10 protein-coding genes and 1 pseudogene are annotated in these 16,137 nt (G+C 48.2%); 10 read left to right on the forward strand and 1 reads right to left on the reverse strand.

All coding sequences use genetic code 11. From position 1 onward, the window contains the following. The 9 genes and pseudogenes from VIM72_RS15715 to rpiA form a co-directional block, all read left to right on the forward strand. Window positions 1–829, forward strand: a pseudogene (locus VIM72_RS15715) (hypothetical protein); the annotation flags it as partial. An 80-nt stretch (window positions 830–909) separates the two neighbouring features. Then, complete coding sequence (locus VIM72_RS15720; protein ID WP_332003776.1) at window positions 910–4,071, forward strand: TonB-dependent receptor; 3,162 nt, start codon at window positions 910–912, stop codon at window positions 4,069–4,071. Window positions 4,072–4,090: 19 nt separating this feature from the next. Then, on the forward strand, window positions 4,091–6,043 hold the full coding sequence (locus tag VIM72_RS15725; RefSeq protein WP_332003777.1) for a RagB/SusD family nutrient uptake outer membrane protein: 1,953 nt from the start codon (window positions 4,091–4,093) through the stop codon (window positions 6,041–6,043). Between the two features lie 11 nt (window positions 6,044–6,054). Further along, window positions 6,055–6,756 carry a DUF3823 domain-containing protein gene (locus VIM72_RS15730; protein ID WP_332003778.1) on the forward strand — a complete coding sequence of 234 codons (702 nt, stop codon included), beginning with the start codon at window positions 6,055–6,057 and terminating at the stop codon, window positions 6,754–6,756. A 182-nt stretch (window positions 6,757–6,938) separates the two neighbouring features. After that, a complete protein-coding gene (locus tag VIM72_RS15735) occupies window positions 6,939–7,322 on the forward strand; it encodes a tautomerase family protein (protein ID WP_332003779.1) in 384 nt (127 codons plus the stop codon). A 297-nt stretch (window positions 7,323–7,619) separates the two neighbouring features. Next, window positions 7,620–7,916 (forward strand): hypothetical protein, encoded by a 297-nt coding sequence (locus VIM72_RS15740; RefSeq protein WP_332003780.1) that lies wholly within the window; start codon window positions 7,620–7,622, stop codon window positions 7,914–7,916. Between the two features lie 239 nt (window positions 7,917–8,155). Further along, window positions 8,156–9,082 carry a YihY/virulence factor BrkB family protein gene (locus VIM72_RS15745; protein WP_332003781.1) on the forward strand — a complete coding sequence of 309 codons (927 nt, stop codon included), beginning with the start codon at window positions 8,156–8,158 and terminating at the stop codon, window positions 9,080–9,082. A 289-nt stretch (window positions 9,083–9,371) separates the two neighbouring features. Further along, a complete protein-coding gene (locus tag VIM72_RS15750; protein ID WP_332003782.1) occupies window positions 9,372–11,816 on the forward strand; it encodes a glycoside hydrolase family 95 protein in 2,445 nt (814 codons plus the stop codon). Between the two features lie 78 nt (window positions 11,817–11,894). Next, complete coding sequence (rpiA, locus tag VIM72_RS15755) at window positions 11,895–12,596, forward strand: ribose 5-phosphate isomerase A (RefSeq protein ID WP_332003783.1); 702 nt, start codon at window positions 11,895–11,897, stop codon at window positions 12,594–12,596. Here rpiA and VIM72_RS15760 read toward each other — a convergent pair. Next, on the reverse strand, window positions 12,584–15,463 hold the full coding sequence (locus VIM72_RS15760; RefSeq protein ID WP_332003784.1) for an alpha-L-rhamnosidase: 2,880 nt from the start codon (window positions 15,461–15,463) through the stop codon (window positions 12,584–12,586). The two genes, rpiA and VIM72_RS15760, sit on opposite strands and share 13 nt — an antisense overlap. Before the next feature lie 116 nt (window positions 15,464–15,579). Here VIM72_RS15760 and VIM72_RS15765 point away from each other — a divergent pair, with 116 nt between their 5' ends. Then, entirely contained in the window at window positions 15,580–16,122 is a 543-nt protein-coding gene (locus VIM72_RS15765) for a TetR/AcrR family transcriptional regulator (protein ID WP_332003785.1), read from the forward strand. Window positions 16,123–16,137 lie beyond the last annotated feature (15 nt).

The raw sequence follows: 16,137 nt of genomic DNA on the forward strand, positions 1-16,137 counted from the left end.
GGGTATGCGCAGCGGTTACACCTGCTGCCTGGCCAATATGCACCAGGGCTGGACAAAATTTACCACCCATTTGTGGTATGGCACCGCCGGCAACGGTTTGGCGGCACTTGCCTACAGCCCGAACGAAGTGACCGCAAAAGTGGGAAAGAACAATACGCCTGTTACCATCCGCGAAGTGACCGGTTACCCTTTTGAAGACCAGGTGCTGTTTCGTATAGCCACACAGAAATCCGTTGCATTTCCACTGGAACTGCGTATACCCGCATGGTGCGATGAAGCTGCTGTACTGCTTAACGGGGAAAAGCTGCGCACCGCGAAAGGCGGCCAGGTGATTACCGTAAACCGCAACTGGAGCAACAACGACCAACTGGTACTGCAGCTGCCCATGCAGGTGCGTACCTCCAACTGGGGCCGTAATTCACGTACGGTGGAAAGAGGCCCGCTCGTATATGCATTGAAGTTAGAAGAACAATGGGAGAAAGGTCATGATGAAGCAGAAGGCGATTACTTCAGCGTTTACCCCAAAGGAGAATGGAACTACGGCCTGCCGGAAAAAATTATCCGTGAACCGGCTAAATACCTGCAGGTGAGCACCGTGAAACCTGTAACAGACACATTCGTATGGAACCTGGCAAATGCACCTGTAGCAATTACCACCACTGGTAAACAGATTCCTGAATGGAAGCTTGTGGATGATGTAGCACCACAACCCGTAACAGACAGGAACGGTATTTATAAAGGAAAAGTAAGCGATAAAGAAACCAATATTACCCTGGTGCCCTATGGATGTACCAAGGTGAGAATAGTAGCATTCCCGGTAGTGAAGTAAACAACAGCCCTGGGCATATTCAACCAAAACGACAGTTACGTAAGACTGATAATTTAAAAAAGACCACACAAAAACTTGTTATGAAAAAACGATTACGTTTCCGCAACTCAATCCGGAAAGTGATACCGGGCGGCTATTGCCGGCTGTTTACGGTATTGTTGCTTTCCCTCGGCCTGATGGCCCATGCTGCCCCTGCAGATATGGTGATTACCGGTAAGGTAACAGACGATAAAGGGATGCCTCTGGTAGGCGTATCGGTAAATCTGAAAGGTACCAATAAAGGAACCGCTACTGATGGCGCCGGTAATTACTCCCTCTCTGTTCCTGAAAATAATGCCGTGCTGGTATTTTCCTATGTAGGGTTTTTAAAACAGGAAGTACCGCTCAGTGGCAAAAAAGTAGTGAACGTACAACTGGAAACTGATAGCAAAGGACTAGGGGAAGTTGTAGTGGTAGGGTACGGTACACAAAAGAAAGAATCGCTTACAGGCGCTATTTCCGGCGTTACCAGCAAAGACCTGGAAAGGGTACATGCCTCTACCGTGAGCGCTACCCTGGCGGGTAAAATTCCCGGCGTATCTTTCCGTATGCCCGATGGCCGGCCTGGCGCAGGCGCCAATATCCAGATCCGCAACTTCGGAAACGCCCTGTATGTAATAGATGGGATCCAGAAAGATGCTGGACAGTTTAACAACATTTCCCCCAACGACATTGAAAGCATTACCGTGCTCAAAGATGCGTCTGCAGCTATTTACGGTGTAAGGGCTGCAAACGGGGTAGTGGTGGTAACTACCAAAAGAGGTAAAATGGGCGCAGGAAATACGATTAACGTAGACGCCTATACGGGATGGCAAAACTGGTCGAGGTTCCCTAAAACAGTAAACGCCTATGAATGGATGCTGGGTAAAGCAGACGCGGAAATGAATGATGAGAACCCGCATACAGACATCACGAGAGAAGAACTGGAAAAATGGAAAGCCGGAACTGAAAAGGGTTACAGGAGTTTCGACTGGTACGACTTTATCATCAAGAAAAATGCCCCGCAGAACTCTATCAACGTAAATGCCACCGGTGGTTCTGAAAATATCAACTATTATCTTTCCCTCACCCGCCTGGATCAGAAATCAGTATTGGGAAGAGAGTTTGATTTTAACCGTACCAACATCCAGAGTAATGTGGATGCCAAAGTAGCCAAACGTGTAAAGGTAGGCGTGCAGATCAATGGCCGTATTGAACAAAGGGATAACCCCGGAGTGCCTGGCGGCGATGACTACTGGGCGCCCCGTTTTGCCCTGTTCCGTAACAGGCCCACAGAAAGGGCATATGCCAACGACAACCCCCTGTATCCAAATGATATAGGCCATAACACGGAGAACTGGGCCGTGCAAACCAAAGCAATTTCCGGTTACTGGACGGAAGACTGGCGCGTATTGCAAACCAACTTCAACGCTACGTATGAAACGCCGATCAAAGGGCTTACACTGAAAGGAATGTACTCGTATTATTTTGCCGACAAACTGATGAACGGTCACGAATATACGTATGATACCTATACCTACCAGGAAGCTACCGATACCTACCTGCGTACCGGCGGAAGCTCCAATCCATGGCGGGAAAGAGGTACCCATAAAGTACTGGAGAATGTACTGCAGGGCCAGATCAATTATAACAATACTTTCGGTAAACATACTATCGGCGCCACGCTGGTATCTGAACGCATCAAACGCCGGGAGCTGGATGTATGGGCGCATGCCGTGCCAAAAAGTAATGTGCTGCCACTGATCCAGTTCTCCGATATGGATACCTACAATGATAAGGACTGGACGGAAGCCCGTGTAGGTTATATCGGTCGTTTGAACTATGGCTTCGCCGATAAATATTTCCTGGAAATTGCCGGCCGTTATGATGGCTCCTGGAAATTTGCCCCGGATAGAAGATGGGGCTTCTTCCCATCTATCTCCGGAGGATGGAGGATCACAGAAGAACCCTTCTTTAAAAGCTGGATCGGCAGGAACTCTATTCTTACTGAATTAAAGCTGCGCGCTTCTTACGGAGAACTGGGTGATGATGACATCGGTATCGGTGCATACGATTATCTTCCCGGATATACCTACGGTACTTCTACGGTGATCCTGGATGGTACAGTAATAAGAGGCTCACGTGATAAAGGGGTTCCCAACAACCGCCTTTCCTGGTTCACCAGTAAAATTGCCGATGTAGGGTTGGATTACCAGTTATGGAACGGTAAAATATCCGGCTCGCTCGACTTCTTCAACCGTAAACGTTCCGGCTTGCGCGGCCGCAAATATGATGTGCTGGTGCCAAATGAAATAGGCTATAACCTGCCGGATGAAAATGTGAACAGCGATTCACAGAGAGGTGGGGAATTTTCTGCCGCTTATAACGGACAGGCAGGAAAAGTGAGCTTCATGGTAGGTGGTAACGTATCCTATTCCCGCAGCAGGTTCCTGGAAAGTTACAAACCTGTATGGGGCAACTCATGGGATCACTACAGGAACTCTATTGAAGACCGCTGGAATAATATTTACTGGGGATATGAAGCCATTGGCCAGTTCCAGTCGCAGGACGAGATCAACAAATACCCGGTTAACATCGACGGACAGGGTAACAAAACCTTATTGCCCGGAGATATTATCTATAAAGATGTGAACGGCGATAATGTGATCAACGACTACGATATGCGCCCCATCGGCTACCAGACCACCGGTAACCCTACCGTTAACTTCGGTTTGAACCTGGGTGTAAGATGGAACGGCATCGACTTTACAGCCGATTTCTCCGGTGGTTCCATGTATTCCTATAACCAGAACTGGGAAATGAGATGGCCTTATCAGAATGGTGGTAACCTCCTGAAACAGTTCTACGATGACCGCTGGCACCGCGAAGATCCGTTTGATCTGAACAGCAAATGGATCCCTGGTAAAAATCCGCCGCTGCGGTTCAACAAAGGTGGCCACAGCAACTATAACAAGCCATCCACCTTCTGGTTGCATAATGTGCATTACCTGCGCCTGAGAACAATGGAAATCGGTTATTCTATTCCGCAACAGATACTGGACAGGATTAAGTTTAAGAAAGTCAGGGTATACGTAAATACCTACAACCTGTTCTCCCTGGATAACGTAAAAGATCTCGGAATAGAACCGGAAATAGCGGATGAAAACGGATTGCAATACCCGCAGAATAAGCTGGTGAATGTTGGTTTGAACTTTACTTTCTAAGTAATAAATAAGTTTCGTTATGAAAAAAAGTTTGTTATATATAGGTCTTTGTGCACTGGTGTTAAGCACGGCTTGTAACAGGGACAAAGAATTCCTGGACGTACCGCCGTCCGATATCCTGCAGAATGAACAGTTATGGAATGATGAAGGACTGATCCTGTCTGTACTGGCAGACCTGTACGACCGTTATCCTGACAGGCAAACAGATGTGAATAATTCCCCTATTCCCTCCATGGTGGTACAAACCATCGATAACTGGGGAGAATTTGCCCGCTTTGATGAAGCCTTCGCTTCCGAGAACGGTCAGTACTGGCGGCATAGCTTTGTTGACTACCCATACGTGTTCCCGGGTATGATCGTTAAAGGCGGTGCGGAAGTAACTTACTGGGACTACGCTTACATCAGGGAGCTGAATATCTTCATTGAAAAATGCGCTGCCTCCACAAAGCTGAAACAGGAAGTAAAAGACCGATTCGTTGCAGAAGCGCGCTACCTGAGAGCTGTGGTGTATTTCGAAGAAGTGAAAAGGGTAGGCGGTGTGCCGCTGATCCTTAAAGCGATGGAATACGACTATAAGAACGATCCTTCCTATCTGCAAAGTCCACGTGCCAAAGAATCTGAGATCTATGATTTCGTGATCAGCGAAATGGATACGGTAAAGAAATATGTACCTGCAAGCCCCATCAGCAAAACCCGCGTTACGGTAGGACTGGCACTGGCCACCAAAACCAGGGCTGCACTGTATGCAGGCTCTATTGCTAAGCACGGCGCGGAAACACCACAGGTAACGCTGCCCGGTGGAGAAGTAGGCATCCCTGCATCAAAGGCCGCCGCTTATTATACTACTGCCTTACAGGCTGCACAGGAACTGATAGCTACGGGAAGTTATTCTTTGTATAAAAAGAATAGCGATAACCTAACGCAGAACTTCATCAGCCTGTTTATAGATAAAGGATCCAACCCGGAAGTGATCTTTGCAAAAGATTATAAGCTGCAAAGCGGAAGGGTACAACCCTGGACCTTATGGAGCCAGCCCCGTTCCAATGCAGAAGAACAACAGGGCGGTCGTTTGAACCCATCACTGAACCTCGTACAGTCGTTCGAGTTACTGGATAATACCTTTGCCCCGTTGCCTACCAATACTGCCGGTGGGGACTATATTTACTACAACGACCCGCTTGACCTGTTTGCCAACCGGGATCCACGTTTAGCCGCTACTGTTATGCTGCCGGGATCCGAATTCAAAGACAAGAAAGTAGATATCTGGGCCGGCTATATCAGGAAAGACGGCAGCATTGTTACCGGCGATAATTTCGGCGCCAAAGCAAAGCTGGAGCCCGGTGGCCCGGATGTGCAGGTAGTAGGCTTCGACGGACCGGTAAATAACCTGGAGTTCAGCGCGCAATCCGGTTTTATTATCCGCAAGTATATGGACCCTACTGTTGGCTCCGGCCGTATTGGTACCCAGAGCGAGGTGTGGTGGATCCGTTACCGCTATGCGGAAGTATTGCTGAATGCTGCCGAAGCGGCGTTTGAGCTTGGACAGGCGGGAGTTGCCGCAGGTTACATTAACCAGGTGCGTGAAAGGGCCGGGTTTACAATTCCACTTACTGCCGCACAAATCACCTTCGACCGGATTGTGCATGAAAGAAAAGTGGAACTGGCATTTGAAGGGCACGAGTTCTGGGATATGAAGCGCTGGCGTTTGGCGCATAAGATCTGGAATGGCGCCAAAGTACCGCTCACTACTGATCCGGGAAGCGCAACAGCTGTAAGCACCCGCGTATTTGGCCTGTGGCCCTATAAGGTGTATAACCCCGGAAGTCCCAATAACGGGAAGTATGTATTTAAACAGGTGTTACCGGGAGCGGTTACTTCTGCACACCTGTTCCGTTTGGGAAATTATTATGCTACTATAGATGAGGGCATCCGTAGTAACAATCCTAAGATAGTTAAGAATCCTAACCAGTAAAGTGATTTATTATGAGAACTAAAATTCAGTATGCCATACTCATTGCGTTAGGTATATTTGCTGCCTCCTGCAAGAAAGATAATTATAAGGCGCCGTCCAGTACTTTTAACGGCAGGCTGGTATACCAGGGCGAGCCCATTAATGTAAGCTATAACGATGTGTATTTTGAACTATGGGAACCAGGCTGGGGAACAAGAACACCTATTGTGGTGAACGTTAGCCAGGACGGGTCGTTTTCAGCTTTGCTGTTCAACGCCGCCTATAAGCTGGTGATCCCGTCTTCCCAGGGACCATTTATATCTATCCCGGATAAAACAACCAATACAGACACCATACCGCTGACTATTTCCGGCAACCTGCGCCGGGACATTGAGGTAATGCCATACTACATGATCCGTTCCCCGAAGTTTACGGCAGTGGCAAAAAAGCTCACTGCTACCTTCAGTGCGGAAAAGATCATCAAGGATGTAAATGCCCGCGATATTGACCGGGTATTCCTGTATGTGAGCAAAACCCAGTTTGTGGATAACAGGAACAGTATTAAAACTGCTGAGCTGGCGGGCGGCGATATCACCAACCCGGCTAATATCAGTTTACAGCTGGATATCCCGGATGTGCAGCCTGCGCAGGCTACCGTGTTTGCCAGGATTGGCTTAAAGATAGCCGGCGTGGAAGATCTGCTGTTCTCCCCCGTACAGGAGATCACGCTGTAAAGAATGATGAACAGATTGATAAATATGCCCTCCGGTTCCCCGGCGGGCTTTTTATTTTCTCCTGGTCCGTTCCCGGGTATCATTTACCTGTGTGGTGATGGTGTTGAACTGATATCGGTAAGCCGTTTTACAGCAGTATTGTAAATGCATGAAATCACCCTAAATTTGAGTCAAAAAAGATCATGCCCTTCATACAGATCTACCTGGGAAGTCATCTTTCCCGGCAACATAAAAAAGATATTTCAATCGCTGTTCATCAAAGCCTGGTAGATATCTTCAACATCCCGTTAAATGATTACTTCCAGGTGATCCATTCCATGGAGCCCGGCAATATCCTTTACCCCGAAAGCTACTATGATGTGCCGCATACAGAAAACCTGCTCTATATCCGCATTACATGCAGAGCCGGCAGAACGCCGGAAATGAAGCAGGCGTTGTATGAAAAAATTGCATCGCGTATTGCTGCAACAACACCGGTAAGTGTAGATGATGTTGTGATTATCCTGGTGGAAAATGAATTGGCCGACTGGTCATTTGGCCGCGGTATTGCACAGATGATAAAGTAAGGTGTATCGCCAACGGCTTGCATAGAATAGTGTAACGCTTGTCCGTCATCAACGAGCCAGATATTCTAACAGCTCTTTTCGGCAACATTCATCGGGTTTACAGCGATACATATTTTTTTAATTTTTCAGTTTTTTATGCAAAGAAGGGATTAAACTCAACGGAAATTTCATATAAATTTCTGTTGAGTTTGATAATTTAGATATCAGAATAATAGGAGGAAAAAAAATATCTGATTTAGAGGATTTAGGTGCTTTAAATATGTATTAAATTTGAGCAATTAAAATTTTCTAAAGTATATGGAATCACAAGCTTTACAGGAGATTTTGTCAAGATTCGATGCCATGGATCAGAGATTCGATGCAATGGATCAGAGATTCGATGCAATGGACCGGAGATTTGATGCAATGGATCAGAGATTTGATGCAATGGACCGGAGATTTGATGCCGTGGATCTTAGGATTGACGTAATGGAAAACAGATTTGATCGAAGGTTTGATTTAGTTGATCAAAGGCTGGAATCCATTGACAAAAGCATTGAGAAAATTGCTGAATGGGTGCCTTTCAGAACTCCACCACTGAGAAGTCTGCAATAGGCAGTAATTAAATTAGTGTTTCCAATCTGTTTGTTAAATCAAACCCTTTCCGAATCAACGCAGCTATTTTTTGTAAATATCACATTAAGAACGTTGCATGAGTGTACCCCCGCTGCACCGCGTATTTATATTTTGAAAACCTTGCCCCATAAATAACCTGGAATATCCGGCCTGGTCAGCTCTTCCATAAACCGCCGGGTTACAGATAAAGGAAATTAATCTGTAAATTGGGCGCAGGTATGGACAACGTTACAACAGAAAAACAACTACCACGATGGCAGCTTTTCCTGCTTTCGTTCAAAGAGGCATACAAGGCATTACAGGCCGCCGACCCGCTGCGGATGGCCGGCGCCACTGCTTTTTTTACCACTTTTGCATTGCCCGCCATCCTTATTATCATCATCCAGCTGCTACGAATTATTTTCCGGATCCAGCATCCCGGCCAGCGTTTGATGAAGCAACTGGAAAATATATTTGGACTGGAAACAACCGAAGCCATCCTCGGAACATTAAAAGCCTTCCGGAGCATTGCGCAAAACTGGATCATCGCCATCGCAGGGTTTATTTTCCTGCTGTTTGTAGCTACCACGCTCTTTAAAATTATTAAAGGTTCCCTGAATGAGCTGTGGAAAATAAGGCCCATTCATAAAAGCAGTTTTGGAGAAATAATGGTGTCCCGTCTGAAAGCCGTATTGGTGATCGTTTTTGCAGGCGTCCTCTTTATCATCGACCTGGTAGCGGAAACCGCGCGCACTTTTCTCGGGAAATATATAGACCTGTACCTGCCAGCCCTGGGCAGTTATTATAACGGCACCCTTAATTACGTAATTTCTGTGATCATCGTTACCACCTGGTTTTTCCTGGTATTCCATTTCCTGCCTGATGGGCGCCCCCGCTGGCGGGTAGGTATTACCGGTGCGCTGGTAACCAGTATCCTGTTTAACATCGGGAAAATGGTATTGAAGGTAATGCTCACCTATAGCAGTATTAACAGTATTTATGGGGCCTCCGCATCTACAGTACTGGTGCTGTTGTTTATGTTTTATTCTTCCCTGATCTTTTATTTCGGCGCCTGCTTTACCTACGCCTGGGGCGCGCTTACAGGTCGCCCTGTGGAACCGCTGCATTATGCCGCCAGGTTCGAGATCACCCCTGCGGAAGATTGACACTTTTGCCTGATAATAATAAATTGTCTTTTTGCAGGATTAAACTGATTTATGGATTTGTGAGATTAAAAAATGATTGTAGAAGATGAAAGCTTATATATTCGCTTCTATCTTCCAAAATCAAAAAAAATCCAATCCGCAAATCATCATAATCAGCGTAATCAGTGTTCCAAGACAAATTCCGCATCGCCGAAGGCGACCAATACAGAATTCGCTTTTTTTAATTTGTATTTAGCAAATCGCTGCCACCGGCCTCCGCTGCATCACTATTTTATATATCTTGATGCACATGAACTGCAAGATATATTCCACGCTGCAAGCTGCATTTTTATTGGGCGCCCTTACATTATCGGCGCAATCTGACGTAACGGTTCGGTTCAGTGAACCGGCCCGGCATTTCACCGCTTCCGCCCCACTGGGCAACGGGCGTATGGGCGCTATGGTGTTTGGTAACACCAACAGGGAACGGATCGTGCTGAATGAAATATCCATGTGGGCCGGTGGTGTACAGGATGCCGATAGTAAAGAGGCCGGCAATTACCTGCCACAGATCAGGACACTATTGCTGGAAGGAAAAAATATTGAAGCACAGAAAATGCTGCAGCAATATTTTGTATGCAAAGGTCCCGGAAGCAGTGGCGGCGCTAATGTGAAGTTTGGCTGCTACCAAACCCTGGGCGATCTTTTTATCCAATGGAAAGATACTACATCGGTAGTAAGCAATTACCAGCGGTGGCTGCGGCTGGACAGTGCATTGAGCACTGTAAGCTGGGAAAAGAACGGAACCGGCTTTAAAGAAGAAGTACTGGTATCTGCCCCGGGACAGGTAGCGGTAATACGCCTCACTGCCAGTAAGCCCGGCAGCCTTTCCTTCACTACAGGGTTGTATCGTAAGGAACGCGCAACAATGAAAGTAGTGAACGGTAACCTGGAAATGAGCGGTACCCTGAATGGTGGTAACAACGATCCCGGTGTGCAATATGCAGCCATACTGAAAGTGATCTCCAAAGGCGGTACCCGCTCAGAAAGTAATGACCAGATCATTATTAATAATGCCAATGAATGCCTGTTGCTGGTGGCTGCCCGCACTAATATGAACTGGCCTTCGGTGGAAACGCCGGGCCCGGCGCCTATGCCCGGAACTGTTGCAGATATCAGTAAGGCAGCAGCGGTTTCCTGGCAGGGATTACTGCAGGCTCACGTGAAAGACTATACGTCGTTCTTCAACCGTTGCCGCCTTTCATTTACAGATAACAGTAATGACGAAGTGAAATCCCTTTCTACCATCAACCGGTTACAACGCCTGCACGAAGGCAATAAAGACGCTTCCCTTGCCTCGTTGTATTTTAACTTCGGACGTTACCTGCTTATCAGCTCCTCCCGTAATGGCGGTATGCCGGCCAACCTGCAGGGCTTATGGGCAGAAGAATACCAAACGCCATGGAATGCCGATTACCATCTGAACATCAATGTACAGATGAATTACTGGCCGGCGGAAGTTACGAACCTGTCCGACTGCCACCAGCCTTTATTCACATTGGCCAAACAAATGTCGAAATACGGACAACGCACTGCACGCACCTACTATAAAGCCGATGGCTGGGTAGCGCATGTGATCAACAATCCCTGGGGCTTTACCTCTCCCGGAGAAGGGGCCGACTGGGGCTCTACGCTAACAGGCGGCGCATGGGTGGCCACGCATCTCTGGAAACACTACCAGTATACCAACGATAAAAAATTCCTGCAGGAAATATACCCGGTACTGAAGGGCGCGGCTGTTTTTTATAAGGATATCCTGATCACGGAACCATCGCACCAGTGGCTGGTTACAGCGCCTTCCAACTCCCCGGAGAACGCTTACATCCTGCCCAACGGGCAGCAGGGACAAACCTGTATGGGACCTACTATGGACATGCAGATAGGCAGGGACCTGCTGAAAGCCAACCAGGAAGCAGCCCGTATCCTGCAAACGGATAAAGCCTGGGCGGATAGCCTGCAGGTGGTGCTGGGTAAACTGGCGCCTAACCAGGTAAGCCCTTCTACCGGCGGTATCCAGGAATGGCTGGAAGATTATAAGGAAGCCGATCCCCATCACCGCCATGTATCGCCACTGTATGGCCTGTATCCTTACGATGAAATTACCCCATGGGATACGCCGGAACTGGCAGCGGCAGCGGAGAAAACACTGCTTCGCAGGGGCGATGGCGGTACCGGCTGGTCACGCGCCTGGAAAATCGCTTTCTGGGCCCGTTTAGGTAACGGTAACCACGCCTACAAAATGTTACAGGAATTACTGGCGCCTGCCGCCGCTACCAGCGAAATCAGTATGCGCTCCGGTGCAGGTACCTATGCCAACCTGTTCTGCGCACATCCGCCTTTCCAGATCGATGGTAACTTAGGCGCTGTAGCCGGTATCGCAGAAATGCTGCTGCAAAGTCATGGCGGTAATAATGTGATCCGCCTGCTGCCCGCACTCCCGGATAATCCTGAATTTGCCGCCGGCCAGGTAAAGGGCCTCTGCGCCATCAATGGTTTTGTTGTGGATTTCAGCTGGAAAAATAAAACAGTGAAGGAGCTGAGCCTGCTTTCCAATGCAGGGGCAGAATGCCGCCTGCAGCTACCGGGAAGCGCCGTGGTAAAGGATCGGAACGGAGCAGTGGTACCGCATCAGTATAAAGATGGCGTGCTGCGCTTCGCTACAAAGAAAGGAATGAAGTATAGTATTACAGTATAGGATAACGGGATTTTGTCTTGCCCGGTGTATACCGGGTAAGACAAAAAAATCGCATCTTTATCTTTCATAACAACTCATATGGAAGATCTGAAACAAGTGGCTGCCAAGGCAGCATTGGATTACATACAACCCGGTCAGACCATAGGACTGGGCGCCGGCAGCACCATCGCGCACCTGGTGAACTACCTGAAAAGCGAAGAGGCGTTGTTTAAAAGCATTACTACCATTACTTCTTCCTATAATACCTTACAACAACTGAGGGAACACGGATTCAGTATTAAACAGCCAGGTGATGTATCCCGGCTGGATATTTATTTTGATGGATGTGATCAGTTTGATCACCAGCTGAACGCTTTGAAGAGCGGCGGTGGTATTCATACACAGGAGAAACTGCTGGCGGCAATGGCCGATAAATTTATTTTAATTGGCGATGGCGCTAAGTATGTAACGCAGTTGTACACTACTTTCCCGGTGGTGATAGAAGTGATACCGGAAGCGGTACCTTTTGTAATGAAACAGCTGAAGAAAATATTTTCGCTTGCCAACCCTGAGCTGCGGCTCAGTAATAAAAAAGATGGAGCGGTGATTACTGAACATGGCAACCTGCTCATTGATATCTGGTTCCGTTCTTTCCCGCCATTAGACAGCCTCAATCATCGTTTAAAGGAGATCCCGGGCGTGCTGGAAACCTCGCTTTTTTACAATATGGCGCATGCTGCCATCATAGCGGGAAAGAAGGGAGTGGAAATTATTCCTAAAGATCCGGCTTACCTGATCTGAAACTCTCTTGTACCGGCGGTTACATGATACCGTAATCCTTTCCCGGTGTTTTGTGTAACCACAGGTTTATCATTTTCATATATTTTTTGTGTGGGGGAGATGTGAAAGAAGATGTCTGCCTCCGCATTTGCAGGCACTGTTACATGGTAGGTGATAGCAGTGCTGTTTCTTTTCCAGGAAGAGACAATAGTACCGTAAGGACTGTCATGACTTCCTTCAAAATGATCCAGTCCTTCCACGAAGTTGGGTGTCAGTAAAATGTTCTTAAACCCTGGCGCATTTTCATCTGGCCTGATGCCGGCTACGCCTTTATACAACCAGGCCCCTATTTCCCCAAACATGATATGATTACGGGAAAGATCTGATGATGCATTGATATCCCAGTTTTCAAAAAGGGTAGTGGCGCCGTTCATGATCCACCAGCCCCAGGATGGGAAAGTGCGCTGGGCGGCCAGTTTCCAGGCAACATCTGCATACCCGTTTTCGCTGAGCGCATTCAGGATACTTTTGGTGCCCAGCAGGCCCACATCCAGGTGGAAGTTATCGGCAGCCACTCTCTTTGCAAGATTGGCAGCCACCTTGCTTTTCATGGCATCCGGTACCAGCCCCCAGTACAGGGCCACGCTCTGTTCCGTTTGTACGCCTTCGCCATAAATGCCTGTTTCTTTATTGAGATACTTCGCATTAAATGCCGTTTTAATCTTCTCTGCCAATGTGCTGTATTTCGTATAGTCGGCAGGTTTACCAAACAGTTTCGCTGCTTTGGCAAGTATAGTGGCATCGGCGTAGTAGTAAGCGGAGGAGGTGAACTCCACCGGCGATTTTGATTTAACCGGCACCCAGTCGCCCAGCCCCCAGGTGGTTAACCCTGTAGGACTGATAGCCGTGATCCTGTCTACATACCGGCGCATGTTATCATAGGAAGCGGAGAGGAGCGTGGTATCCCCGTAAAAAAGATAGATGTTCCATGGGATGATAGCAATGGTGCTGGTCCAATCGGGGCCGTTACCCCATTCATAACCCCAGCCGCCGGTGGGGATAATGGAAGGCAGCACGCCGTTGGGTTGTTGTTCATCCCGATGGTCTGCCAGCCATTTTTCATAAATGGTGATACCATCGTAGCTGTACAGCCCTGTTTCAATGGCAATCTGCGCATCCCCGGTCCAGCCATTCTTTTCACGTTGCGGGCAATCTGTCGGATAGCCGAACAGGTTGGAAAGATAGGCGTTATTAGTGGCGGCGAACAGTTTGTTGATCATGGTATCGGAGCCATGGATATGCCCTGCAGGAGGCACGTTACTGTGCATAAAATAACCGGTCAGGTTTTCTTTGCGGAGCTGTACCGGCCGACTGCTCGTTACTTCCACATATTGAAATCCTTTATAGTTAAAACGGGGCATAAAGGTTTCCTCTCCTTTACCGCTGAGGATAAAAATATCTGTCTGGAAAGGATCGGTATCATCTGTAGGGCGGTAATGCACTATAATATTCGAGAGATCTACGAAGCCATTTTTATCCAGTTGTTCACCGTGTTTCAGCTTAAGCACTGTACCTGCCGGGCCGCTTACACGGATCCTGCTTACGCCGGCAATATTCCTGCCCAGGTCGTATATCCAGGTGCTGTCGTTAGGATGGGCAACGCCGGCAGCAGGGATTTCTTCCACGTTCTCTATAGGATATAATTGCTGTGAAACAATGTGCTGTGAAGGCGCTGCGCGATAAATGACATCCTGCCATTTACTGTCGTCGAAATTAACCGTGTTCCATCCCGGTTGTTCTTTGCGGGCATCGTAGTGCTCTGCGGTATAGATGCTGTTAAATACAACAGGCCCCAGTGCTGTTTTCCAGTCCTTTCCTGAGCTGATGGTTTCCACGCTGCCATCGGTATAGGTAACGCGCAGATCGAGGCAAAAAGCGGGTCGGCCTCGCCAGGGCGCTTCATGGAAGTTCCATACGGCGGTGGACTGGTGATTGTACCAGCCATTGCCCAGCATTACGCCGATGGCGTTCCTGCCCGATTGCAGCAGGGAAGTAACATCGTAGGTAACATAGAGGGTACGGCGGTCGAAACGGGTGTACATAGGATCGAGGCGGTGATTGCCGGCTTTTGTTCCGTTGATATACAGTTCGTACAGGCCGGCCACCGCGATATAGGCGCGTGCTGATTTTATCTGTTTCGTGGCGGTAAACACTTTCCTGAAATTAGCGGCAGGTTTCAGGCGGATATCGTCGCCATCGCTGATCCAGGCGCCCTTCCAGTTGCTTTGCTGCAGCATGCCGGTTTCAAACCAGGAGCGGGCGGGAGTGGATTTCACCCCATCTTTATCCCATACTTCCACGCTCCAGTAGTAGCGGGTAAATGGCTGCAGCGCTTTCCCGGGGAAACTGGTCATGATGTTGGCGCTGTTGATTTTGCCGGAAGTCCACAGTGGTTTGGTGCCCAGGGTCAGGGAATCAGTGGACACACGGATCTGGTAAGCCGTTTGCCGGGCGCCGTTGCGGCTATCATTCAGTTGCCAGGATAACCGCGGATGAGCGGCGTCGATGCCAATGGGTGTTACCAGGTGCTCGCATTGCAGGCTGGCGACTGCGGCAGGAGGAGCGGCATTTGCTGTTGTGCCGGAAGGAGTAAACCGGGCGTTGGCTGTTGCCCCGGTAACACGATAACCGGCAGGAGTACCTCCGGTATTCGTGATTCCCCTGACAAGATAATAACCGGTAGTAGTACTCCCGGTATTCGCTGCTTCCCCGGTAACACGATAACCGGCAGGAGCGATCCCGGCTTTTACAAATAAAGGTTCACCCACTGATACGGCCGGCCATAAAAAAAGCAGGTAAATAAACAGTTTCCGGAATATTGAATACATGCTAAACGCTTGATTATTTGTTGACAAGATAGAATATGCCTCCCTCTTTTTTCCAGTTTTATAAAAATTTCAGAAAAAGATAGATCGATCTGTCTATTTCTCCTTATCTTTGTTCTATGAAAAAGAAAACAGGTGATCCGAAGCAGCGTTTACTGGAAACGGCTACAACACTTTTTTATAACCAGGGCTATCATGCTACGGGCATCAACCAGGTAATTGAGGAAGCTGGTGTGGCGAGGGCCAGTTTATACCTGCATTATGAATCAAAAGAGTCTTTGCTGCTGGCGTTCCTGCATCAGCGTCATATTGATTGGATGGGTGGCCTGAAAAGCTATACCGCTGAGGTAAGTAAAACGAAGGAGAAGATTGCAGCGGCGTTTGATTTCCTGTTTGATAATAATGAGAAGGAACATTTCAGGGGTTGTGCTTTTTTGAATATCCTGTCGGAAACAACAGACAAGGATACCGCGGTACTGAATGTAATACAGGACCATAAAAAAGATCTGCGCGCCTTCCTGGCAGATATCCTCACCAATGAGAAGCAGGCTGTAAAGGATCATGTGTACCTGCTGTTTGAGTCGGCTATCGTGGAAAGCCAGCTATACCGGAACCAGTGGCCGGTACAGGAAGCGAAGAAAATGGCGTTGGGACTGCTGTAACGCGGCGCCACATCG

It is taken from the genome of Chitinophaga sp., assembly GCF_036569185.1.
Classification (GTDB): domain Bacteria; phylum Bacteroidota; class Bacteroidia; order Chitinophagales; family Chitinophagaceae; genus Chitinophaga.

What these genes read in the sequence shown, in the direction of transcription:
- VIM72_RS15720 (WP_332003776.1), top strand. Translation starts at nt 910, where the DNA reads ATGAAAAAACGATTACGTTTCCGCAACTCAATCCGGAAAGTGATACCG.
- VIM72_RS15725 (WP_332003777.1), top strand. Translation starts at nt 4,091, where the DNA reads ATGAAAAAAAGTTTGTTATATATAGGTCTTTGTGCACTGGTGTTAAGC.
- VIM72_RS15730 (WP_332003778.1), top strand. Translation starts at nt 6,055, where the DNA reads ATGAGAACTAAAATTCAGTATGCCATACTCATTGCGTTAGGTATATTT.
- VIM72_RS15735 (WP_332003779.1), top strand. Translation starts at nt 6,939, where the DNA reads ATGCCCTTCATACAGATCTACCTGGGAAGTCATCTTTCCCGGCAACAT.
- VIM72_RS15740 (WP_332003780.1), top strand. Translation starts at nt 7,620, where the DNA reads ATGGAATCACAAGCTTTACAGGAGATTTTGTCAAGATTCGATGCCATG.
- VIM72_RS15745 (WP_332003781.1), top strand. Translation starts at nt 8,156, where the DNA reads ATGGACAACGTTACAACAGAAAAACAACTACCACGATGGCAGCTTTTC.
- VIM72_RS15750 (WP_332003782.1), top strand. Translation starts at nt 9,372, where the DNA reads ATGAACTGCAAGATATATTCCACGCTGCAAGCTGCATTTTTATTGGGC.
- rpiA (WP_332003783.1), top strand. Translation starts at nt 11,895, where the DNA reads ATGGAAGATCTGAAACAAGTGGCTGCCAAGGCAGCATTGGATTACATA.
- VIM72_RS15760 (WP_332003784.1), bottom strand. Translation starts at nt 15,463, where the DNA reads ATGTATTCAATATTCCGGAAACTGTTTATTTACCTGCTTTTTTTATGG.
- VIM72_RS15765 (WP_332003785.1), top strand. Translation starts at nt 15,580, where the DNA reads ATGAAAAAGAAAACAGGTGATCCGAAGCAGCGTTTACTGGAAACGGCT.